Origin of the sequence: Lederbergia ruris, assembly GCF_018332955.1 — a bacterium.
Classification (GTDB): Bacteria; Bacillota; Bacilli; order Bacillales; family Bacillaceae_C; genus Lederbergia; species Lederbergia ruris.
This window is the reverse complement of sequence record NZ_BORB01000002.1, coordinates 204,373-228,144: the sequence shown is the minus strand read 5'-3', so window position 1 is coordinate 228,144 and position 23,772 is coordinate 204,373. Positions and strand designations below refer to the sequence as shown.

25 protein-coding genes, 1 pseudogene and 1 riboswitch are annotated in these 23,772 nt (G+C 40.0%); of the genes and pseudogenes, 2 read left to right on the top strand and 24 right to left on the bottom strand.

The window, feature by feature from the left end; genetic code table 11:
- The first annotated feature begins 630 nt into the window (after positions 1–630).
- Positions 631–810: riboswitch (cobalamin riboswitch) on the top strand.
- A gap of 703 nt (positions 811–1,513) precedes the next feature.
- The 23 genes and pseudogenes from KI363_RS02440 to KI363_RS02325 form a co-directional block, all read right to left on the bottom strand.
- Entirely contained in the window at positions 1,514–2,761 is a 1,248-nt protein-coding gene (locus KI363_RS02440) for a ComEC/Rec2 family competence protein (protein ID WP_212965340.1), read from the bottom strand.
- Positions 2,762–2,867: 106 nt separating this feature from the next.
- Positions 2,868–3,002: a flagellin gene (locus KI363_RS02435; RefSeq protein ID WP_062108993.1), complete on the bottom strand. Its 135-nt coding sequence runs from the start codon at positions 3,000–3,002 to the stop codon at positions 2,868–2,870.
- 322 nt (positions 3,003–3,324) lie between these two features.
- Positions 3,325–4,065, bottom strand: coding sequence for a flagellin N-terminal helical domain-containing protein (locus KI363_RS21930; RefSeq protein ID WP_444543499.1), 741 nt, complete (start codon positions 4,063–4,065; stop codon positions 3,325–3,327).
- A gap of 310 nt (positions 4,066–4,375) precedes the next feature.
- Positions 4,376–4,582 (bottom strand): annotated as a pseudogene (locus KI363_RS02420) (flagellin N-terminal helical domain-containing protein); the annotation flags it as partial.
- Between the two features lie 257 nt (positions 4,583–4,839).
- Positions 4,840–5,067, bottom strand: coding sequence for a carbon storage regulator CsrA (gene csrA, locus KI363_RS02415; protein ID WP_212965336.1), 228 nt, complete (start codon positions 5,065–5,067; stop codon positions 4,840–4,842).
- A 4-nt stretch (positions 5,068–5,071) separates the two neighbouring features.
- On the bottom strand, positions 5,072–5,509 hold the full coding sequence (gene fliW / locus KI363_RS02410; protein ID WP_212965334.1) for a flagellar assembly protein FliW: 438 nt from the start codon (positions 5,507–5,509) through the stop codon (positions 5,072–5,074).
- Positions 5,510–5,520: 11 nt separating this feature from the next.
- Positions 5,521–6,075 carry a DUF6470 family protein gene (locus KI363_RS02405; protein ID WP_212965332.1) on the bottom strand — a complete coding sequence of 185 codons (555 nt, stop codon included), beginning with the start codon at positions 6,073–6,075 and terminating at the stop codon, positions 5,521–5,523.
- Positions 6,076–6,475: 400 nt separating this feature from the next.
- On the bottom strand, positions 6,476–7,348 hold the full coding sequence (gene flgL / locus KI363_RS02400; protein ID WP_212965330.1) for a flagellar hook-associated protein FlgL: 873 nt from the start codon (positions 7,346–7,348) through the stop codon (positions 6,476–6,478).
- Positions 7,349–7,361: 13 nt separating this feature from the next.
- Positions 7,362–8,849: a flagellar hook-associated protein FlgK gene (gene flgK / locus KI363_RS02395; RefSeq protein WP_158320831.1), complete on the bottom strand. Its 1,488-nt coding sequence runs from the start codon at positions 8,847–8,849 to the stop codon at positions 7,362–7,364.
- 57 nt (positions 8,850–8,906) lie between these two features.
- Positions 8,907–9,392 (bottom strand): flagellar protein FlgN, encoded by a 486-nt coding sequence (locus tag KI363_RS02390; RefSeq protein WP_158320829.1) that lies wholly within the window; start codon positions 9,390–9,392, stop codon positions 8,907–8,909.
- An 18-nt stretch (positions 9,393–9,410) separates the two neighbouring features.
- Entirely contained in the window at positions 9,411–9,848 is a 438-nt protein-coding gene (locus tag KI363_RS02385) for a YaaR family protein (protein ID WP_212965328.1), read from the bottom strand.
- A 232-nt stretch (positions 9,849–10,080) separates the two neighbouring features.
- On the bottom strand, positions 10,081–10,896 hold the full coding sequence (locus KI363_RS02380) for a flagellin N-terminal helical domain-containing protein (protein WP_212965326.1): 816 nt from the start codon (positions 10,894–10,896) through the stop codon (positions 10,081–10,083).
- Positions 10,897–10,918: 22 nt separating this feature from the next.
- Positions 10,919–11,350: a flagellar export chaperone FliS gene (gene fliS, locus KI363_RS02375; RefSeq protein WP_246516709.1), complete on the bottom strand. Its 432-nt coding sequence runs from the start codon at positions 11,348–11,350 to the stop codon at positions 10,919–10,921.
- 44 nt (positions 11,351–11,394) lie between these two features.
- Entirely contained in the window at positions 11,395–11,697 is a 303-nt protein-coding gene (locus tag KI363_RS02370; protein ID WP_212965365.1) for an EscU/YscU/HrcU family type III secretion system export apparatus switch protein, read from the bottom strand.
- A 24-nt stretch (positions 11,698–11,721) separates the two neighbouring features.
- On the bottom strand, positions 11,722–13,920 hold the full coding sequence (locus KI363_RS02365) for a hypothetical protein (protein WP_212965324.1): 2,199 nt from the start codon (positions 13,918–13,920) through the stop codon (positions 11,722–11,724).
- Between the two features lie 312 nt (positions 13,921–14,232).
- A complete protein-coding gene (gene flgM, locus KI363_RS02360) occupies positions 14,233–14,490 on the bottom strand; it encodes a flagellar biosynthesis anti-sigma factor FlgM (RefSeq protein ID WP_212965322.1) in 258 nt (85 codons plus the stop codon).
- Between the two features lie 98 nt (positions 14,491–14,588).
- Positions 14,589–14,996 carry a TIGR03826 family flagellar region protein gene (locus KI363_RS02355; RefSeq protein WP_158320822.1) on the bottom strand — a complete coding sequence of 136 codons (408 nt, stop codon included), beginning with the start codon at positions 14,994–14,996 and terminating at the stop codon, positions 14,589–14,591.
- A gap of 242 nt (positions 14,997–15,238) precedes the next feature.
- Positions 15,239–15,751, bottom strand: a complete 513-nt coding sequence (locus tag KI363_RS02350) for a ComF family protein (RefSeq protein ID WP_246516707.1) — start codon at positions 15,749–15,751, stop codon at positions 15,239–15,241.
- A gap of 194 nt (positions 15,752–15,945) precedes the next feature.
- Entirely contained in the window at positions 15,946–17,355 is a 1,410-nt protein-coding gene (locus tag KI363_RS02345; RefSeq protein WP_212965320.1) for an ATP-dependent helicase ComFA, read from the bottom strand.
- A gap of 71 nt (positions 17,356–17,426) precedes the next feature.
- Positions 17,427–18,068 (bottom strand): YesL family protein, encoded by a 642-nt coding sequence (locus KI363_RS02340; protein ID WP_212965318.1) that lies wholly within the window; start codon positions 18,066–18,068, stop codon positions 17,427–17,429.
- An 80-nt stretch (positions 18,069–18,148) separates the two neighbouring features.
- On the bottom strand, positions 18,149–19,030 hold the full coding sequence (locus KI363_RS02335) for a carbohydrate ABC transporter permease (protein WP_373306701.1): 882 nt from the start codon (positions 19,028–19,030) through the stop codon (positions 18,149–18,151).
- A 26-nt stretch (positions 19,031–19,056) separates the two neighbouring features.
- A complete protein-coding gene (locus tag KI363_RS02330) occupies positions 19,057–19,953 on the bottom strand; it encodes a carbohydrate ABC transporter permease (protein WP_212965316.1) in 897 nt (298 codons plus the stop codon).
- 72 nt (positions 19,954–20,025) lie between these two features.
- Positions 20,026–21,330, bottom strand: coding sequence for an ABC transporter substrate-binding protein (locus KI363_RS02325; RefSeq protein WP_212965314.1), 1,305 nt, complete (start codon positions 21,328–21,330; stop codon positions 20,026–20,028).
- Positions 21,331–21,681: 351 nt separating this feature from the next.
- Here KI363_RS02325 and KI363_RS02320 point away from each other — a divergent pair, with 351 nt between their 5' ends.
- Both KI363_RS02320 and KI363_RS02315 read left to right on the top strand, forming a co-directional pair.
- Positions 21,682–21,903 (top strand): hypothetical protein, encoded by a 222-nt coding sequence (locus KI363_RS02320; RefSeq protein ID WP_158320815.1) that lies wholly within the window; start codon positions 21,682–21,684, stop codon positions 21,901–21,903.
- A complete protein-coding gene (locus KI363_RS02315; protein WP_246516721.1) occupies positions 21,896–22,168 on the top strand; it encodes a type II toxin-antitoxin system RelE family toxin in 273 nt (90 codons plus the stop codon). The genes KI363_RS02320 and KI363_RS02315 overlap by 8 nt, the downstream gene beginning before the upstream one ends.
- A gap of 56 nt (positions 22,169–22,224) precedes the next feature.
- On the opposite strand, the gene KI363_RS22195 is transcribed toward KI363_RS02315, so the two are convergent.
- Positions 22,225–23,766 carry a response regulator transcription factor gene (locus KI363_RS22195; protein WP_212965310.1) on the bottom strand — a complete coding sequence of 514 codons (1,542 nt, stop codon included), beginning with the start codon at positions 23,764–23,766 and terminating at the stop codon, positions 22,225–22,227.
- Positions 23,767–23,772: the final 6 nt, after the last annotated feature.

The window sequence follows — 23,772 nt, the reverse complement described above, 5'->3', positions numbered from 1 at the left end:
CTTGGGTCTCTATTTGTTCTTCTCGCAACCTCTGCATATGTATGCCCTTTTCCGTTCACTTGTTGTCTGATATAATTAATTTCAGTCACTTCTAACACTCCTAATCTACCTCCTGCCAGAATAATGGGTCCAACAGGAAGTGTAGTTAATTATTGAGTTGTTAGCAAGTGGCTTTTTCTTTTATGCATAGCCCTATAGGACATGCATAAAAGAAGTGCCATAACCTACATTTTTAGTTTGCCATAAACATCCACCCTTCAATGCAAAGAAAAATACCAATAAATACACAACCAAAGAGCCTAGCAAAAACAACCACGATTTATCTTCCAAGTTCTCTGCAGCTAAAAAAACCCACCTATGAAATAAATACGCAACTCGAAAAATTAAAAGGGCTATTCGATCTCGTAAATAAAAAGGAAGGACATATTCAATTTTTTAGGGATCATTATCAATGGTCCCGTAAAAAAACAATCACTAAACCATATCGCATTATTATTAATAAGGAACATAAAATTTACTTATCAAAAATCAAACAAATTACTGGACTTTCGAATAGTAGAATTATTGAATGGTGCTTTCGAAAATAAAACTTGATTGAAAAGTTGCTATCGAATTATTATCTGGTATATAATGATTTTAATAGAATATAGTGACATTGTATGTCTTGAAAGGGAATCTGGTTAAAATCCAGAACTGTTTTAAGCAACTGTGATTGTGGATGAAAGATTGACCACTGAACTTAATGTTTGGGAAGGTATTCGAGTAAGGTGAAGCAAAAGTCAGGAGACCTGCTATGTGCTATTCGTATGAACGAGAAATTCTGGATTTGTGTTCAGAGGGACTCCAGTAGGATGAAGCACATTTAGCGGATTTATTGAACTTGTGAATCAAGAGTACCCTTTGAACCCATTATTTAAGTAGAGGTGGAGAATTTGACAAATGTTATTACTAGTATTTTCGCTTCATTAATTGGGAGTGCAATATGGTATTTTTTGTTAAACTATAAAATCATCTTTAAAATTGAAAAACGCAATTAGGCACAAGTAGGCTCGGTAATTCACCGGGCCTTTAGTTTGTTTTCATTGATTTTATTCAACTTAAGCGCCTGATAATGTTTAATTCCTTACGCTAGTCGTTTCCAACTACGTTGTGGTTAGAAAAGCTCTAAGGGTTTTCCAGCAGTTCAACCGATCATACTCCCTAAACGGTACCAGCAAGGACAACTGTACCTGTGCGCTCTTTGTGAGTAAAATTAATGTCACGGAAACCAGATTAATCTGTAGGAGTGTGTTGGTGCCAACTTCACTGGGCAACCAGAACCTGGCACTTAAACTAAGACTATTGAATGCTGAGGTAGAGACAAAAAGAATCTAGCTGCTATCGGGTTGGTCCCTTTTCATAACGCTAGGTACTCGAACAATTCTATATTTCTTCGAATGTCGGCAGCAAATACTAAGACAAGTAAATTGACAGTCTCGGATTTATTTTTATAATGCCTTCACCGAAATCAACGTTACCAACTTGTGCGAGAAATTCCGCCACCGGTAGAAATGTATAATCTCCTAAATTTGAGACTTTTTGAAATATCAAGGTTTGCTTTACCAATTCTTTTTTCCAATTTATCAACCACTTCTTTATGAGGATGTTTATATTTTTTTGAGTTGCCTGCCGAAATGAAAGCATAATTTGGATTCAAACGTGATAACATTTTATCATTTGTCCCTGTCCTACTTCCATGGTGTGATACTTTTAAAACTGTATCCGCATTTCCTTTATGAGGAGAAAATTTGTGATATAGATATTCGTGACCTGTATCTCCAGTTAGATAAATGGTATCATCTCCATTTAAAATCTGAATGGATATAGAACTATCATTCATATCTGGAGCCACTTGATTAGAAGAAGTATCATAATCGGGATTGACGATCTCAAACTTAACTCCTCCGTCCATAAAAAGACCTGGTTTATTAATATTAATCCAGTTTGGTATAGACTTAGCAGCTTCTAATAACATTTTCACTGACTTTAAATCATGTTTATAATCATGATTTATTAAGAAGTATTCTATATCAAACACTGCTTTGTTTAACAAAATACTAGCCCCTCTAAGATGATCTACATGTTTATGGGTTATTATTAATGCTTTTATCTTTGTAGAGGGTAGTCCATGAGAAGTTAAAATATCTTTTACATTTTCAATGAAATTTTCAACTGATTTTCGGGAGTAGTAATTGGTATCTATTATATACACAGACCCAGTCGGTGTAATAACCAGCAAGGAATCTCCTTGTCCAACATTAAAACAATATAAATATAAATTTGAAAGTACTTTCTTTTTCTTAGGTCTTACTATCTGAAGATCACCATCAAAGTGTTGGATCTCTTTCTCCTCTACTATATCTTTGTATGGTGATTCAATTCTAGTGTTATTAAAAATACTATTTTCCTTGGAATAAATGTTTTCAAAATTGATCGTACCATTTGGTAAATCAATTCCGTTAATACTGTAGAATCCCCCCTGGACTACTTGTCCTAAAAACTCAGTACTTATTGAGTCCTCAGATATATCGGGGTTATATTTCCTCATAATTGAAAAGTACATTTCCTTCTCTAGTAATTCCCCCTGAAATTTTATATTCTTTAGAAGATTAGGTGGGAAGTATTTTGCATTGAATTCAGGAATAATGTTAGCAATAAAAATCTCCTTATCTAAGTTATATAAATCTATTTCATCTATAGAAAATTCAAATAAATCTCTCACAAATAATTTCCTATTCAATATAACCACCAACTTTCTTTATTCTACTCTTTTCTTAATTTAAAAAAAGAAACCCTAGAAAAACTAGAGTTCCTTTGAATAATTCAAATTAACGAAGCAATTGCAATACTCCTTGTGGTGCTTGGTTAGCTTGTGCAAGCATTGCTTGAGATGCTTGTGCAAGGATAGAGTTCTTTGTTTGTTCCATCATTTCTTTCGCCATCGTGCGAACATTTACTTTCATAAATGACTAGACTATATCTTCACCCTCTAGGATTCTAGTAGGGGTCGGGCACTTCGGATTCACAATGCTGATGGACATTGTTTCACCTATGGATTTCATCATCATAGCTTGCGCCTAAGATGGTCTATCCTAGTCGTTGAACCTTCTCCACTCTTTCGGGACAGGAGCTTGGCTGCTGATTGCCCAATCTTTTCTTTTTTCACACCATCACGCTTGTCGTTTCCAACTACGTTGTGGTAAGAAAAGCTCTAAGGGTTTTCCAGCAATTCACCCGATCATACTCTCTAGCCGTTACCAGCTAGGACGACTGTACCTGCACCGCTTAGGCGGCTTCAGTATAATCAACGTCACGGATACGAGATTCCGCAGCTGTTAGGTTTTCGGAAGAAGTACTTAAATTATTAATTGTGTGTTCTAGGCGGTTTTGGTAGGCACCAAGTTTTGAACGCTCAGCAGAAACTTTTTCAATAGCTTCATTTATAGTAGTGATTGCTGTATCTGCATTTTCTTGACTAGAGATATCAATTCCTCCAGCCTTTGTCATATATTTACCATCATCATTAGCTTCTAGAGCTTTAGCTCCTGTTTTTGCCTGAAGGTTATAAGTACCTGGATCAGCGTCATCTTCAACTGCTGTTACATCAGATAGATTATAATATTCACCATTGATTTCAACAGCTACGATTTCGTCACCATTTTTAAGGACGGTTTGTCCTGTAAAATCCTGACCATCAACTTTCACATCTTCACTATTAGCAGTTTCTAACTCTGTCCCCCCTTCAGCAACTCCTAAGGACTTAGCATCCATGGCATTTATTGACAATTCAATATTTTGTTCGGCATTAGCTCCAATATGGAATTTACCTGTGAATCGATCGTTCTCATCAGCACCGAATAATTTTTTTGTATTAAATTCAGTTGTATTTGCAATTCGTGTAATTTCTTCCGATAGTTGATCTATTTCCTTTTGAAGCTCTTTTCTATCAGAATCATTGTTTGTATCGTTTGATGATTGAACAGCAAGTTCACGCATACGTTGTAGAATTGAATGTGTTTCGTTCAATGCACCTTCTGCAGTTTGGATTAGAGAAATCAATTTTGTTATCGCAAAAGCATTTAATCCTTTACCTCTTTATGTTTCCATAAAGTTCAGATCATATCTTCATCCACTTGGGATGCCCCGCGCTCGTGGGTGGGTTATTAGTTTGGTTCTTCACCACCTGATCGTTACACCTTCCTAATTACTTTTAACCAATTCATTAGGCTTGGCTCGGTATTGCCCACCATCCACTACTGCAAAGCTGGTTTGGGGTTCCACCGAATTCACGGAGTGTTCATCTAAGTATTACTACTTAGAGCGGCATTTCTCGTTTACCGTCTTGAGCGTTTTTAGACGCCATATCTAATCCTTTAACCTGCGCACGCATCTTCTCAGAAATAGCAAGCCCTGCCGCATCGTCACCAGCACGGTTAATACGCATACCAGAAGCCAATTTTTCCATAGATTTTGATTGTGCGTTTGTAGCAGCACCAAGTTGACGGTGTGTGTTCAACGCTGCGATATTGTGATTGATAATCATAATGTGTTTTCCTCCTTGAATGTGCCAGCCACGTCCTTGTGGTTGGTTGTTCTTGTGTTTTTGACGGGGTTGAGGATCGGCCGCGCTCCTCTCATCCGTTCTACTAGTTATATCGTCATGGTTCGGGAAAGTTTAATGGTTTTTGCTAATTTTTTCTTCTTTTTTTGTAAAAATTTAGGAAGTCGATTGCTGTTCTTTGTGGAAAAAGCAACATAAAAAACTGCCAATGATCATCATTAACAGTTTCATTTCATGACCTATTCTTTTTTCGCCTTCACTAAGACACCAAACAGATCTCCAACTCCTGTAGATGCTGCGGCATTTTCCTGCTGAATTTCTACCCAGATTTCCTTTCTGTGTATCTCTACATTTTTCGGGGCTTGGATGCCGATTTTCACTTGGTCGCCTTTGATTTGCGTGATGGTGATTTCGATATCATCACCAATTTGAATCGATTCGCCTTTTTTTCTTGTTAGTACAAGCATCGAATCACCCCTTTACCGTTTGGCCAAAGAGCGGCGTTTTAGTTTTGTAGTTTTCTTGATTGAGAATCACTTGCTTGGCATGGTTCGTTTTTACATTGACAATGATTGGCGCCTGCAAATTAGCGGTTGTTTTTTCAAATGGGTCGTGCACCGTTAAAATCACAAAGGCACTCACATCTTGATCACTTTCTATCTTTAACAGTTCAACAGTATTTTCATCTAAAGTAAAGGTGTAATCTGCAAAAAAGCTATATGGATCCGCAATGACAAAAGCAAGTGTTGGTGTTGTGACCGATTGCAAGACCGAAACCGCGTCCATCTCTGGTAATGGCAATAAAGTGAATTGCTTTTCATCTTGGAAACCGGGGATCCCTTTTTCAAAAGTAAGAATGGTCTCTGGCTGGATGTCGATTTCTCCATGGTATTTCGTTTGGATGTTCATCTTTCACACTCCTATTTTACAAGATCAATTTTCAACTGGTTTCGTTGTGCTAGCTGGATTTGTACATCTCCCGGTGAATAATGAATGATTGGCTTTTGGATGGCTACATCAATCCTAGGTTTTCTTGGTTGGAATTGAATGTCCACACGCCCTGGTTGGTAATGCGTTTTGACCGCAAAGGGGGATGGAATCCACGTGATATTTACGTCTGGCATGGGTGGGGTGGCATGGCGTTTCGCTTGCTCGACAAAAGCGTTTTGCCCATTCTGGATCTCAATCATTTCATCGCCTTCCTGGGCCACACGGGCAATGCCCTCCAAAACTTTTTGATTTCCCTTCACCGCATTTTCCTTTACTGCTTTAAACGTACTCTTTAGATTCATTTCTTCCCATGCTTGCGACTGGTCAATCGTTAATTTTCCTGGAGTTGTTCGCATTTTCAATTCAGCTTGTGGTTGTTCCATTCTTACATCCGCTTTTGGCTGTTGGATCAATTGTCTTGCTGGAACCGTCTGAATCGCGATTTTCGCTTGTCTTGATTCCATTTGAATCTGTGGGATTCGCATATCGTCCCCCCTTTCTTAACAAAAGGGATGTCCCTAATGAAGACCATCCCTTTTTTTAAAAAAATATCTATACCGGATCTAGTTCCAACGCCCAGCGACTAGCAAACTTTCGGTGCCTGCTTGCGTAAGTCAACATCGATTCACCCTTTGGTGTCTAGCTACAGGCGGTAGGGGCTCGAGGTCAAATAACCCTAAACCTAGGAAGGGAAAAACCGCCCTTCCTAGGTTTAGGAACATTTGCTTGTCGCCCCTAAACAACCGCCTTCCGCTTTTCGTGGTTCATCGTGTTTCCTTTATCTCAGGCCAACAGGATGTTGGTCAGAACGGCGTTGCGCCAGGACGGCGCGATTTTAGCCGTTCAGCCTTATTATCCAAGTTTGTACATCGCTAAACGGGCGCTTTATCTTAAAAAGTCCATTAATGTCGGTTGAATAATCCGCGCCCCAATTGACATGGCTGCACGGTGGACCGCTTCTTGTGCTTTAAAGTCCATGATCACTTTTTCAAATTCAATATCTTCATTGTCAGACATAATCCGCTTGGCGATCACTTCTTGGTTATCGATGCGGTCTTCCATAAAATCAAGTCGATTAGTCCGTGCCCCAAGTTCAGCTCTACCAGAAAGCATTTTATCGCTACTCGCATCGAGGTCATCCAAAAAGCCATTTAAATCGGTATCTCCTGATTTTAAAGCTGTTTCTAATCGATCGAGCACGGCAAATACGCTCGACTCACCAGTTCCAAATACAGCTTCCCCTTGCATATTGACTGCAACCTTTATCCCTTTTGCCAGTTCAAATTCCACATCATCTGAATTAAATTCGATTTTTTCCCCATTGACAGGGGCGGTTAATGTATCTGTTCCATTGAAAATATATTTGTCTCCAACTTTAGCATTGGCGATCGTTTTTATATGTTCTTTTAACTGGGCGACTTCCTCAGCCACAGACTTGAGTTGGCTTTCATCATACGTACCATTGCTTACCTGTACAGTTAATTCCCGAATCCGCTCCATGGCTTCACTCGCTTCGCCGATGGCAGAATCCGTTGTCTCCACCCAGTTCCGCGCTTCTGAAAAATTACGTTTGAACTGCTCAATCTCGGTCACATTTGTCCGATAGAACATCCCCTTCATTGCTACAACCGGATCATCAGATGGACGAGAAATCTTCTTCTGTGTTTGCGCTTGTTCAAATAATTTATCCAATCGAGCATAGCTTTGATTAATATTGTACATCACATTATTGGCAATCATGCCATCTGTTACACGCATTTCAAAATCCCCCTTATCGACCTACCATACCCATGCCATTAATAATTTTATCCAGCATTTCATCAATTGCCGAAATCATTCTTGCTGACGCTGAGTAGGCATGTTGAAACTGAATTAAGTTCGAGAATTCTTCATCTAACGAAACCTCACTGACAGAACGGCGATTTTTATCGATTGATTGTAGTAACACCGTCGTATTATATTCCATCCTATTCGCTTGCTGCCCTTTAACCGCCATTTCCCCAATCACACCTTCATAAAAGGATTGGAGTGTGCCTGATTTAATGTCTAAATCAGTTAGACCCGGTAATTCTTCCATGGCACCTTCTCGAATTACCCAATTTTTCATATCCGCCAGCTTTAAGGCATTTTCACCGTTCCCAGTTTCTTTTCCTGATAAAGCAGCGGCTACTTTGTCAGGATCTTTTAAAAGAACACTGATTCTACCAGCTGCCCCCTCATACGAGTCACCTGCAGCAAAAAAGTCTTCCCCTGTATCACCGTTCAAGTCGACTCCGCCTTTATGGACTTCATTAAATACCTTCGCAAAGGTAAAAGCATATTTATCAAGATTTTCAAGCATCTCGGGGTAATCTTCCTTGTATGCCTTGAATAAGGCCGACAGTTCCCCATTTCCTTCTCCAAGCGTGTCGTAGGAAAGTTCTTTTTCGCCTAAAAAGAGCTCTCCCGTTTCTTCTTTCCATTCCAATGAGCGAGCCCCTTGTTCATCCACAAGCAGCGTTTTTTCCCCATTGATCATCGCATAGACCTTCTTGCCTCCTTCAGCAATGGCTAAGGTATTTCCGCCATTTGTCACCGTTTCAGTTGAAATAGGAAGATAGCTTGCGAGTTCATCTAATAATTGATCTCTCGCATCATACAAATCATTCGGTAAATACCCATGTGGTTCCACCTCACTAATTTGCTGGTTAATCGACGCGATATCTTGCGCAAGTGCATTGATTCTCGTAACCGTTAGGTCCATTTCTTTTTTAAGGTCATTTTGCACCGTCGTTAGAGAAGAATGTAAGTATTGAAATGTTTCGGCCACGGAGCGAGCCCGTTGTAAAACCACTCTTCTCGCTCCTTCATTTTCCGCATTGGTACTCAAGTCTTGAAGAGATTGCCAAAACTGGGTCATTGCGGCTGAAAGACCATTTTCACTTGGCTCATTCATAATATCTTCCATTTGTTTGATGGAATTAGACATCGATTCATAGAACCCTAATTGATTTCTCTCACCACGATATTGACTATCAATAAATGTATCGCGAATCCGTTGAATCGATCCATCTTGAACACCCGTTCCTAATTGGCCCGGAATTTGCGGGCGGTTCATCGAGGCTGCTGGATATGGTGTCGTTTGTTCGAAATTAACACGTTGGCGTGAATAGCCTGGTGTGTTCTTATTCGCAATATTATGCCCTGTGACATATATGGCACTTTGTTGCGAATACATACCCCTTTTGGCTGTTTCAAACCCCATAAAAGTAGAGCGCATGAAAGATCCTCCTATTATTTCTCTTTGAAAACTTTTTATTTATCGGTAGCTTTTTCTTTAAGCTTGTGAGTCAAACATTGATCGCTTGTGGTCAGAATACGGATTGGCTGGACCTTGTTCTTTTGTGTAGTTGGGCAGTTCTTGTTCAGGGGCCAACAAGTCGAGATTCATGTTCACAAACTGTAAAGAGTACTGGAGCAACTGCTGGTTCAGAGCATTCGCCTCTTGTAACTCTCCTAACACTTGAATGAGTGCTATTTGCAATTCAGACAATTTTTCCTGATCCGTATCATTTAATTCTTTTAAAATCTCGGAAACCGTTGCCTCTCCTGGATGATTCGTGATCAGCAGGGAAGCTTTTTCCCTTTTTTGTTCTGCTACTTGAATCGCAGTTAAAACCTTTTGTTCCTCACGGAGCATGTTCGATAATGTTTCTATATCATTTTTCTGCAAAACCTCAGTCTTCTTGACCGTCATCGCAAGTAGCTGTTGATGGAGGTCAAGCAAAGTTTCCATAGATTCAATGAGTGTCTGAATCGACATTCGTAGCCACTCCCTATTTTAAGTGTAGATATTGATTAATAATCCTTCAATTTCTCCAACTAAACTTAATATGTTAAGCCCAGATTTCTCTTTATCAAGAACAGTATTTGCCAAATCGATCAGCTTTTTGTCCACTTCTTTGACAATTTTATAGACTTTGGTCCGGCCACGCCAATCAAGCCCACGTTGTTCTTTTAACTGAAGTCCATTATTCACCGCATCTTCCATAAAAGATTTCACAAGTTGCTTATACTTTTTAAAATCTTCAATGGTCTGTGATTTGGCAAGTTTCTGCCCTTGAGCTTCAATATCTTGGCGCATCTGGTCCATCCGCTCATAGACAATCTGCTCTCGTCCCTTCGTCATCACTTCAGAAAAACGAACAGACTCTGTCGCTTGACTAGCCTTCTTCTGAACTTGATGGACCCCCGTCTTTTCAACTCTGCGTACATCCATGAATATCACTCCACGTTTTCATTAAAATCTTGCCTTGGATGAATTGAATCCTGTGAGTTATGGGTTTCTTCCATGAGTTATGGGTTTCTTCCATGAGTTATGGGTTTCTTCCATGAGTTATGGGTTTCTTCCATGAGTTATGGGTTTCTTCCATGAGTTATGGGTTTCTTCCATGAGTTATGGGTTTGCGATCGGTCAGTCCCTTCCGATCGCAATCAACTTAACTGTTATTTTATTGCAATAATTGCAAGATTCCTTGTGGCAATTGATTGGCCTGCGCTAGCATCGCTTGTCCAGCTTGGTTTAAAATATTATTCCGTGTAAAGTTGGTCATTTCCAGCGCCATGTCAAGGTCACGGATACGTGATTCCGCCGCGGTTAGGTTTTCATTGGCTGTTTGTAGGTTGGTGACAGTATGCTCAAGGCGGTTTTGGTAAGCACCGAGTTCTGCACGCTGGGTCGAGACCGTTCCAATTGCAGTATCCAACGCTTTAATGGCATTTTGGGCATCAGCACTTGTTGAGACTTTCACAGTGCTAATCCCTAACTTGGATGTATCCATTGCGCCTATTTTCACGGTAAGTTCATCACCATCATTGGGTCCAATTTGGAAGTCAAACCCATTTGCATTATTTCCATCCAGTAATTTCATTCCATTAAATTCAGTTTTCTCAGCAATTCGATCTACTTCATTAATTAGTTGATCGATTTCTAATTGAACAGCTTCCCTATCACTATCATCCAACGTCCCATTCGCCGCCTGCACACTCAACTCTCTCATTCTTTGCAAAATCGAATGAGTTTCATTCAATGCACCTTCTGCTGTTTGAATCAACGAAACAGCGTCCAACGCATTCCGTTCTGCCATACCAAGGCCGCGGATTTGCGAGCGCATTTTTTCCGAGATAGCCAGTCCAGCGGCGTCGTCGGCTGCACGGTTGATGCGGAGTCCGGATGATAGTTTTTCTAGGCTTTTGGATGTGCTGGCCATGGTTTGTGATAGGTTTCGATAAGCGTTCAAGGCTTGGATATTATGATTAATTCTCATTGATTTTTCCCCTTCCGTTTGGTTATTCCCCTTGTTGGATCACTCTAACGTTTTTCTCGTAGGCGTTGGTTTGCTTAAAGCGTTCACGTTGTCCGGTTTTGACTTCCATGTTCATGGCTTCGGTCCAAGCTGTGGCCAGTTGCTCCATGATCGTCAGTACTTCTTGGAGAATCTGGACATCTTTTTTCAAGTTACCTGTGACGACCTCATTGGCCATATAGTTATATAAAGTATCGAGCTGGTTGGCGATCGTGCCTGCTTCATAGTTCAGGCCAGCTCCAAGTCTTTCGATAATGTCATTGACTTTTTGTAATTTCTGATTCGCTTCCGCCCATTGTTCGTTCTCAATACAGGCGATGGCTTCCTGCAATTGCTGAATGCCCGCTTCATAAAGGAAGGCTGTGAGTTGCTGTGATGATTTTTGATAAAGCAATTCTTTTGATAAAAAGTCCAAGTGCTTAGCCTCCATTCATATTGAATATCGGATTATTTCCCATATTATTTAGTGATTCGATCGATTTCTTCAATCATTAATAAAATTTCTGCAATCACAGAATACAGTTGCGGTGGAACATTGTTACCAAGATCAATATCCATTAACTGTCCGACGAGACTCGCATCCTCTTGCATATGGATCCCGTGTTCTTTGGCCATTTCCATTAGTTTGACAGCCATCGCTCCTGTTCCTTGGGCAACAACTTGAGGGGCCTGCTGGCTATCTGACTCATCATAACGGAGCACCGCTGCAGATGGGCCGTTTTTTAATCGGCGCATTTTTTGATTGTAATAGTGTGGCATGATCGCACACTCACTTTCTATTAAAAATTAAACAGAATAATCATAACCATGATCAGAAAAAGTTGGTTGACTTTTTACAGGGATATCCCCTTTCGCCTCTTCCGTTTTCAATGGCGAGAAGTGAATTTGTCCAACTTGGTAACCGATCTCCTGAAGGCGTTCCTTTGTTGTTTCGACTAATGGCGTCATTTTTCGTTCAAAGTCGGCCGAGTCATTTTTTAATGTCACGGATAATACGCGATCGGTCGCATTTAAAAGTATACCGATATCCCCCACCTGCTTCGTTTCCAGCAAGAAGTAGAGACTACAATTCTCCCAATCCATTTTTTGCCCAGATTGTTTCGATTGTAAGAAAACTTTTACATTTCCCACCTGTTCCCGCAAGATGAGCGGCAGGGTAAACATTAGCGTTTGTAATCCAGATGCATCGGGCTTACTGAGCAATTGTTGACCGGTCATATTTTGCAAAGCCTGTTCAGCCTTCTGACCTGTCCCATGGCTCTCCGCTAATTTCATCAGCACTTGCTTAAGGGATGAATCGGCCTCATGAGTTTTACCATTTAATAGATTTTGAGCAAACTCCGATTCACGTGTTAAGCCGAGCTGTCTTATGTATTCAAGCGCATGTCTAGCCGTTGGTTCCTGGCGTATGGCTTGTTGTGGTTCCTCAATTGTACGCCATAATTGCCTGGCTATTGGCTCCTCCCGCAAATCGGCCCATTGCTTCGCCACAAAATGCTTCACCTTTTGATCCGAGGGCTGAAAGATGATTTTGTCCACGGTTGTTCTTACTTGCTGAACAATCTCACTGGCCTTTCCACGCTCGCCTTTTGTCAACCATTTTTTCGCTTCATGCAGTTGCGAGCTTGCCTGCAATAACTTTTTCTCCGTCGTCATATCCATATACAGCATGAAATCACTTTTTAAAATCGCTTGATCAAGCTGTTTGATCGCTGTTTCCAATGATGGCCTTGCGAGTATAGGAGATTGCTGCACCATTTTCTCCGCTGTATAGAGGGCATTCGAAATATCTCGTTGCACGGCTTTAAAATCAAGAGCCGCCTGGGACATCTTCTTCGTGATCGTCGTGACAATTAGATCTCGTGATGAAGCAGGAATTGTTGCTAAGAATTCCTCACTCAATTGATAAGCCGGGTTCGCTCCTGTATTCACTTGGATCGGTTGCTCGGTTTCTAAGGCTGTCAAACCTTCAGCAAGCACCTGACGTGCCGCTAATTCTTTTCCAGTTGTCAATAGTTGTTCCGCTTTTCCGATCGTCTCTTCCAGAGCCTGTTGCTGATGGACTGATAAAATATCCATTTCCTTTTGGAGTGTCGCAAAAATCCGCTCCAATTGCGGTTGCTTTTTCACCTGGGAAAGTGCCTTTTCAATAAAGGCTTTTTGCGGTGAAATCATCGGTATTTCTTGTTCCGCATCGGTTTGTGAAAGGATAACAGAAGGAAAGGCTGTCCGTAAACTCGCCACCACTTTCGCCAATTCAGGATTTCCCTTTAGCTCTGCCGCAAATTCCGCTTCGATCATTTTAAGAGCCTGACTTTCACTCCCACCTGTTTGTAAAAAGCGAATGATTTCTTGTGTGAGTCGAGCTTTTTCTGGTGAGCCTTGTTGTTGTAAGTTTTTTAAAACATCGACCAAGCGAGCCGCATCTCGCTGCTCTACACTTGTCCCTGATGAAGGCCCTTTCGCCACAAGTCCATTCAATACTTCCCCCAATTTTGTACCATGTAAAGCTTCATGTACAGCCTTCAACTGGCTTGTTGTAAAGTCTAAATTTTTATTCGCCATCTGTTGCATCGTGGTCAACTTCTGCTCGGTCGTTCCATCTGCCTTCTCCATAAATTTCTGGATCGTCTGCAACATTTCACGTGTGATCGGGATTTGCTGTTGCTGTAAAATTTGAATGGCTTGCCTTGTTCCCTCGGGAAGGGCAGATGTCTGCGACGGGTTTGGTAGTGGCTTTTCAGGTACCACCTTCACAGTCGGGGGTTCAGTTTTCAGATCCGTTATTTGCAGCCGCACATTTCCAGAATCCGGAAGTTTCCCCTCATATTGCACCTTCATTTCTTGGCCTTTTACTTGAATAAGGGCTTCCTTTCCTGCAAGTTTTTCTTTCACATTGACGGAATAGGTTCCACCCTCCTTGACCGTATCCGTTACATCTATTTGCGGCAAAATCGCGGTCTGTCCTTCATTTTGTACCTGCATTTTTTCACACCCCTTTTCCTCTCACTAGCTGTAACGATTTAAATGAATTCCGTAGTTAACTGCAGTATCCTTCTTTACTCAATTAAAAAAGGAATTCGCCTCTTTCCGCGGATTGCGGAAATCCCCATTTGACTGGTGCAAATTCCCTAACCTTCGGATGATGGCATAGTGATGCAAGGGGATACATAGAATCGATATCACACCACTTCTATAAAAATCCCCCTGTTATTTTCGCTCTTCCTTGAGCTATCTTCGAATCCGTTCGGTACCTATATTCAAATATTTTCGGCAACCAAGCAACCAATCTCCATCCTAGAAATCAAAAAACTTGGCGATGCCTTTTGCGACTTCTTGCGGATCGACCTCGTAAGTTCCAGTCTGCACTTGTCGTTTTAATTCGGCGACACGCAATTCTCTTTCCTTCACAACTGATGGAGTATTTTGCATCTTTTGGGCCTCGGAGGAAATTTCAACTTTATCTGTCTTTTGACTAGATTCAGATCCTTCTTTTTTATGGGCTTGTCTTTGATATGGATTATTTTCGACGTGCCGAAAAGGATTAATTTTCATTTCATTCCCTCCCTCTTTTTTCATCTGTATCATTAATATCGGTAAACGCCTCGATTTATTTAGATCCTTTTGCTAGGTGAAATTCACTATTTTTTTCGTTACTTTTTTCGTTGATCTTGTGAATAATAAACGACCTTACTTAGTTCTTCATGCCGTTCTTTTTCCTTTTCAAATCGAGTTAGCTCCTCCTTAAGTCCTGTCGAGCATGGCTCACATAGCTTTCCCTCTTTAATTAGTTTACCACAACGCTCACAAGGATAACCGAGATTAGGAAATTGAGCCGCATGCAATCGCCCTTTCCGCACCCATTTGTATAATAAATCTTCCTTCACACCAGTCGTATGTGCAATCGTCTCAATCGTGGCTGCACGATTTTCCCTTTTACGTAAAAAACGATAGACCTGTTCATAATCGGCTTCTTCCTTCCGGTAGCACTCATCACACACATCGCGCACGGAATGATTTACATAGATCTTCCCGCAATTTGGACAATTTAATAAGTCCATGAAAATCCCCCACTCTTTTCATTTTATCTCATAGTTAACTGGCGGTAAACGTTCGTTTAGGCCTTCGAGAAGTTGGTTACATTGCACTGACCAACTCATATATTCCAAATAAAGTTTGCTTTTTTAATCGGTGAAGGAGAAAGTCCCCTAACTAATTGACTTTCTCGCTTTATTTACTTTTTATATCGACATAAAGATTGGGTTGTTTACGACTTTTTGAAGGGGAGTACAATCCACATCATTCATCCCCGCGCCAAGGTAAGTGAATAAATTCTTTTCGCTCCTTCCTTTTTCAATACCTTCGCAGCCTGTCGTAATGTGGTCCCAGTCGTGTAAATATCATCGATTAGAGCAATGTTTTTCCCTTTGATCTCCTCGTGATTGCCTTGAAACTGGAAAATTTGTTTTTGTTTTAGTCTTTCACCGCGTGATTTTTTCGATTGTTTTTCTGTATGGATTCTTTTTAAATAATCCTTCGTTTTCTGCCCGGCCATTCGGGCCAGGGCTTCCGCTTGATTAAATCCCCTTTCTTGTAAACGTTCTTCACTTAAAGGAATAGCGACAATGAAATCGAATGAAAGTTTATCCAATTCTTTTGCTAGAGTTTGAGCAAATATTTCAGCTAAAATATAATCGCCACGGAATTTGAAAAGGGCGATAACTTCTTTTAAAAATTCATTGTAATGATAGATAGAGAGATTTTGTTTGAGACAATTGGCCCAATGCGGATCTTGTTCCCAACGAACACAATCCATGCACAGATCTTCTTTTATGAATTTTTTATTTAATGTCGCTAGAGAACGGGAACATATTCGGCAGCGTTCTCCTGTAATGGGTTGGAGTTTCGCTTCACATGTGGCACATATTGGAGGTAGTGCGGACGGGAAGAGGAGGTTTGTCCATGTCAACTCTCTTTTCAGGTGGCTGTCACAAACTAAACAATAATCATTCATGAATCAATCAACCCTTTCTTTCTCGCCTCTTGATTCATTTGATCGATATGAGTGAGCGCGCGAATCATCGCCTTCGTCCGGCCATAATGAAAAAATGTAATATTTCCTTTTGGGAAATCAGCACTTCTTCCGACTCGACCAGAAATTTGCACAAGCGCGGCTTCTGTAAAAATATCATCCTCCGCCCCTAAGACAGCGACATCAATATTCGGAAAGGTGACGCCTCTTTCTAAAATGGTGGTCGTTAAGAGAAGGGGTGTTTCTCTGTTTCTCATTTTTTCAACCTTTTGCTTGCGATCAGGGTCTTCGGCATGAACAGAATCTATTCTTGGATCTAATTGTTGAAATAGGGGTAAAGCTTTCTCCATTAAATGAATATCTGGCAGGAAAACGAGGGCTTGTTTATTTTGGTCTAGTCTTGTTTGCACCCATTTTTTAACAATCGATGGGATTTTGCCTTTTGCGAATGATTTTGGCCAATTTCCACACCACTTGAATATAGGAATTGGTAGGGGATGGCGATGATAACGGGCAGGGATTTTGATATGGTTTCGTTTCCCATACTTACACTCGCGCTGCCATTTTTCCGAAGGTGTCGCCGTTAAAAAGATGCGGGCAGATTGGGGCTTGGCAGCTTTTTGGACGGCTGCTTGCAAACTTTGATCATATGAAAAAGGAAAGGCATCAACTTCATCGACAATCACAACATCAAAAGCCTGTGCAAAACGATATAATTGATGAGTCGTAGAGATCGTCAGCGGGGCAAAAAGATGGCGATCTTCACTGCCACCATATAGAGCCGCAACTTGAATACGGGGAAAAACCTTTTGAAACCGTGGCGCTAATTCCAGGACGACATCTGTTCTCGGTGTAGCCACACATACTCTCTGTTTCCTTTTTAACGCCTCATCAATCCCAGCAAATAAAACCTCTGTTTTTCCCGCTCCACAAACGGCCCAACAAAGAAACTCAGAATGGGAGCGAACCGCTTCTATGACAGCCAACGAGGCTTCCTTTTGTCCTTTAGATAAAGTGCCATCCCAGACCAAATGACTTTGTGTTTCGCCTTCTTTTAAAGGGGGCAAGACACTGGCCCAATCTACAGCAGGACCGCTCCAACTATAAAGCGACGTACATGTAGATACACGTCCCATTTTAATGCAATTTCGACAATAATGACTTTCTTCCCCACAACAAGCACATGGAAATGTCGCAAATAAACGTTGCTTGCGATTGTGACAGCGTTGGCATAGAAAAGCGCCCTTCTTACCAGTGATTCCTGGAGCTTTCTTTACAAAACCATGTTGGAGATGATCTTGGATGATGTTTTCTGGAAAGGGGATTTCTTGGAGTAATAACGAGCGGCCTAAGAGGAACTTTTGTAGATCTGGAGAATGTTTTTTCAATGTATCACCTCAAAAAAGTTCGTTGGAGACGATAGATCGTCCCCGTAGCTTTTATTTTAGCGAATTTTGAATTATTTGGAAAGCCTTTCTAACGATTGTCTCCGTGAATAGATCGCTTGTTTTTTGTTGATTTTTTCAAATGCACGTTGGGCAGGAATCATGATCACAATGGCGAATACGCTCATACTAAAGAAGATCGCTAATCCTTGGAATTTCCATAAAATAAAGCTAATCCCAAAAGTTCCAACGAGCATCGTGAGAGTGGGCAGTGGGTTCATGATCGTGACAAAAAAGGAATTTTTCATGACTTGAAGAATCTTTTGATCATAATGTACGAAGGTGGGAAACACATAAAATAACGTTAAGACATAAATAAATCCGATAATAAGAAACGGGATCGTTAAGATCACTGTCATATTACTTGGCGACACCGTAAGATAAACGAAATCGAGATACAGAATATAACCGCCCAATAGTGATAAATAGCCGAGAATATTACTTTTCATAAATTCTTTTTTGTATGATGCCCAAAACGTTTTGAAAACAGCGACATCAGTTTGACCCATGGCCCATTTGCGCGCGACAGCAAATGTGGCAGCTGTAGCCGGAAAAAGTCCCGCAACAATCAATCCGATGGCCGAAAAAAAGATCCACAAAATATTTAAAAAGGCTAGTCTTGTGATCCATTCCAGTGCTGTATTTATTGCTCTCATTTTGCTATTCCTCCTTCCGTCATGTGGATTTTCCGGGGCAATTACCTAGGTAATTACCCTAGAATCAATTCTCCGCTGAACTATCCTTTCAAACCACTCGTACTAATGCCATCGACAACATAGCGTTGAAATATAAAGAAGATCACAAACACGGGAATCAGTGTGACAACAGACATCGCAAACATCGCTCCCCAATTTGATACCGTTTCATTACTTAAGAACATATTTAGTGCCATCGAAACGGTATATTTACTAGGACTATTTAAATACAGTACTGGTCCAAGCAAATTATCCCAAGTCCAATAAAAGGTGAATATCGCTGTAGTCGCTAACGCGGGTGTAATCAAAGGTAAAATGATTCGCCGATAGATGCCAAATGTATTACAACCATCAATAGTCGCAGCCTCATCTAGTTCCCTTGGAATTGTCCGAATAAACTGAACCAATAGGAAGATGAAAAAAGGATGACCAAAATAGGCTGGGACAACAAGTGGTTTCAGTGAATTCAACCAATCCAATTTGGCAAAAATAATGTATTGCGGAATCATGACAACTTCATACGGCAACATGAGTGTCACAAGCATAATCGCAAACCAAAATCCTCTTCCAGCAAACTTGATCCTAGCAAATCCGAACGCAATTAACGAACAGGAAACTAAATGTCCAATCAACACTAAGAAAACAAATACTAAAGTATTTTTGATAAATACACCAAAGGAGTGGCCACCAAACCCTTGCCAACCTTGGGCAAAATTATCGAGAATAAAGGGCTTAGGAATTAAAGAATCAGCCGTAATAAAAATTTGCTCACTGACTTTAAAGGAACTCATGATTAGCCAAATGACCGGGTATAGCAACAAGATCGCAAAACCACCAACTAAAACATGATATAAAATATACTTCGGCTTTAACTTAGAAGGCCGGCGTTTGCCAATGCTTTTTTTCGTATCATGCTGTACCATTTCCTTAGAATTTAATTCCTGCATGGTTACCTGCCTCCTTCTGACTCATAATGCACCCAAAATTTCGATGTAGCAAAGATAATCGATGTTAAAATAGCAATAATGATTAGCATCACCCACGCCATTGCGGATGCATAACCCATATTAAAAAATTCGAACCCTTGCTTGAATAAATACAGTGAGTAAAGAAGTGTCCCATCTAGCGGTCCCCCCGTACCCTTTGAAATAATAAAGGCAGGAACAAATGTCATGAAGGCACCAATGGTCTGCATAATCGCATTGAATAACATCACAGGACTAAGCATAGGTAGAGTAATTTTCACAAACTTTTGCATAAAATTGGCGCCATCTACACTGGCTGCTTCATAATAACTTTGCGGAATTGACTTTAAACCGGCCAAAAAGATCAACATGGAAGAACCAAATTGCCAGATTGATAGAAAAATAAGCATCCAAAGCGCTGCGGTAGGATTCCCAAACCAGCGAATGGCATCCAGGCCGATTAACTGTAACGCTAAGTTGATGATTCCTTCATCCCCAAAAATATTACGCCACATTATCGCAACAGCGACACTCCCACCGATAAGGGATGGTAAATAATACATCGTTCGATAAAGACCGACCGCTCTGGAGGCTGTGTTTAGCAACATGGCGACTAATAAAGCGAAAGCCAATCGAAGTGGTACACCACCAAACACATAAATAAAGGTCACTTTTAATGATTGCAAATATCGTGGATCATCGGTAAACATTTTTTTAAAGTTATCTAGCCCGATCCATCTCGGCGGTGAAAACAAATCATATGAAGTAAATGAAAAGTATAAAGAGGAAACGATTGGAATTAAGGTAAACGCTAAAAAGCCTATAATAAATGGCCCGATAAAAAAGTAACCCCATAAATTATCCCGTAAGCGCACACTCATTTACTCATCCCCTTCCCATTGATTTTGAAAGTTTGATAGCTGATCAATAGGATCAGCTATCAGCTTTATCATTTAATTTCCTAAAATACTTTCCGCTTGTTGCCTAAAGTTCTTAGCCGCATCCTCTGGACTAATTTCTCCATAGTTCATCTGTTCTGATAAGCTATCGAGTAGTTCGATAACCTGTCCAGCTTGAGTAGGGTCTGGCGCGCCCATTGGTGAACTATTTTCTTCCGCCCATTCAATATAATCAAAGACTTGTGCTTGCGCATCTGATACTTCCGATTTCAGAGCTTCTTTTATTTCAGAAGAAACAGGTACACCCCGTTCGCCTAAAATTAATTTATTTGCCTCCACATCATTTATAAAGAAATCGATAAATTGTGCTGCTGCTTCTTTATGTTTCGAGTTTTCCGACATAGACCAGAACATACTAGGCTTTAGGAATAAGCCATCTTTCGCACCTGGCCCAGGCATCGGCGCTATTTCCATTGGACGATCTGCTACTTGTTGTAAGCCGACAAATTGATTGGACCATTGCCAGATCCCTACACCTTCTTGTTTCACGACAGGATCATCTTCAATGCCTGTTAATTGAGCTAGATAGTCAGGTGTTGGTGTTAAGCCATTGTCTACCTGTCCTTTAAGCATCGTAAAGAAATCAACAAATAATTGATCATCGTCATACCCTAATCCCGAACCATCTTCTGCATAAAGACGCTTCCCTTGTGTACGAAGATAATAGTTTAAGAACACATCTGCTTTCATGCCAGTATCAAAGTAAATACCCGCATCTTTAGCTTTAGCCGATATTTCTTGATAATCATCCCATGTCCAATCTTCCGGAATAGCATCCACGCCAATTTCCTTTAGCATCTCTGGATCATAATTAAAACCTAGGGCATTAACGCCTGCGTTAAATCCATAGACACCATCACCAACTTCTCCACCTGAAATAATCGTATCAGCAATATTTGATGTATCAATTTGTTCACCAAAGTATGGTTTTAAGTCAGCTAATTGATTATTTTTCGCATATTGAGAGATATACGAGAGATCCATCTGAATAATATCGGGCAATTCATTGGCTGCTGCCTGTGGAGCGAGCTTCTGCCAGTAATCATCCCAACTTGCATATTCCGCCTCAACTTTTACATTTGGATTTTTCTCTTGGAAAAGTTTAATCACTTCATTTGTATAATCATGTCTTGTCTGGTCACCCCACCAGGCGATTCGTAATGTCACTTCTTCATCTGAATTTTTATCATCATTACCTGATTGATCATTTGAGCCTGCCGGAGTCTTATCATTGCTACCGCATGCCACTAATCCAAAAACGAGCAACATTCCTAAAATGAAAACTAGGCCTTTTTTCAAAGTAAATCTCCTCCCCTTTTCCTGTCCCTTGTAAGCGATTGCAAATATAGTATAGCAAAAAAACTGTTCTTTCTATTATAGAAAAAACAGTTCTAATTGTTTAAAAAGGAGAGAAAAGGGACTTTTTTCTCTTAAGTTAGATTCTCACCGAAAAACTAGGGTTTAAAAATGAAATGTCTAGGTGCTCTGTCGTATTCCTAAAAATTGGTTAGAAACATTCTAATTAGTGCGAGTAAGAACATAGCACCTACTGCAAAGGTAACCCGCCGGCAGTTGATAAAATAAAAAACAAGGTATCAGCATTTATATTTCGTTCATGTGGTATAATAAAGCAAAAAGGAGTGATTAAAATTGGCAATGAGCATCGAAGAAAAAAGAAAGCAAGTAAAAGAATTTGTTGATAAATTAGACCAAGAACAGTTAGAAAAATATTACAAACAAATGTTTTTTGACACTCTTGAAGAGGAGGAATTAACTGACGAAGAGATCAAAGAGATTAATGAAGGTCTTGAGGAGATAAAACGAGGAGAAACATATAGCTTTGAGGAAGTGTTTGGTGATTCGGATGTATAGTATTGAATTTACCAAAAAAGCCAAGAAGTTTTTTAATAAACAAGATTCCGTGACGAAGAAAAGGCTTAAATATAGTCTCCTACAATTGGCTGAAAACCCTAGAGACAACACAAACAAGGATGTGAAGCTACTGAAGGGTGCTTCAGAACCCACTTTTCGACTAAGAGTAGGAAGTATAAGGGTAGTCTATAAACTGGAAGATGATCAATTACTAATAATTGTTATCGACATCGACAATCGAGGGCAGGTTTATAAGAATTTATAAACGGTAACATATAGATATCATAAAAACATGAAAAACAAACGAATAACCTTTCCCTCTTAACCCTTCCTATATTCCGAAGGAGTCAATCCTGTTTGTTTCTTAAATACTTGGCTAAAATACTGGGAATCTGTGAAACCGAGCTTTTCGGCCACTTCAAAAACTTTGACATCCTTTTCCCGATCAATCATCTCAATCGCCCGCTCCACTCTAATCCTCGTAATATAAGTAGAAAAACGCTCCCCCATTTCTTTTTTAAAAAGCTTGCCTAAATAATCCGGGCTCATAAACATTCTTTCATTGGCGATAAAATTAAGAGAAAGATTCTGATTGCCGATTTCTTTTTCAATAATGTGCAGGACCTTTTGAATAATCGCGGAATGTTTACTTTTATTTTGCTGATAGAAATGAAGGCTTATTTCTTTTGCAACCTTTGCAAATAAAGTATGCATACTTTGAATGGTTTCCATTTCTAATAGTTGCGGCATGATAAGCAAATATTCCTTCATTTGTTCTGGATGGCACATCCGAATCATTCCATTAAAAAGCTGAACACAATAGGATTTAGTGGTTTGGATATCTAGACGAAGTTGTACGAGCTGTTGAAAAAATTGTTCCAATTCTTTTCTGGCATCATCCCACCGTCCCGATTTTACCAATAAACAAAACTTTTGCTGATCATATTGCAGATCGTCTTCCTGCACGGTTTGAGTTGAAATATCGTCTTTAGTAATAATGCTCCCTTCGCCTAAATAGAAGCGGTGCTGTAGACACTCTAATGTTTGTTTATAAAGCTTTCTTACCGCAATCATTCTTCCTGCTTCACTAACAGCAATCGTTATATCCTTTTGATAATATTGAAAAAAACGTTCACGAATCTGCTCCATTTGGTCATGCAAATTGTCTGTTTGCGACGAAATGCCAATCACAAGTAAAACATGCTCTCCCACCGTGCAACTAAGAATCATATTTTCAAAGAGATGTTCCGAAATGTTTTTAATGGCAAATAAGTGTTCATAATCAAAAAAATCCTCGATTTGGAAAAGCACAAGTTTAATGAGAGGATCACGCAACTCCATACGAAAAATTCGTTGGTAATACTCCAATTCTTTATTTCCATAGCTTTCACTTGTGACAAATTCTTTTAGAAGTTGTTCCTTTGCATATGGAAGCATTTTTTCTAATTTCTCATTCATTTCTTGAATAAATCGGTCCTGACTCTCTATCTTTTCGATCTCTTCTATACATTCCTTTAAAGCTTGAATAATACTATTCTCGTTACAGGGTTTCAGTAAATAATGCTTCACACCATATTGCATCGCCTGTTTTGCATAATCAAATTCAGCAAAACCGGAAAGCATGATAAAATGGATTTCAGGATACTTTTCATGAACTTTCTCAACTAATTCTACACCATTCATTCCTGGCATTTTGATATCGGTGATGACAATATCTGGAAGCTCTTTTTCGATTATTTGATACGCTTCTACCCCATTTTTTGCCGTTCCTATTAATGTTGTTTGATAGGTTTCCCACTCGATAAAATTGGAAATCCCTTCAAGGATAATCCGCTCATCATCAACAAGTAAAACTTTATACATTACGAT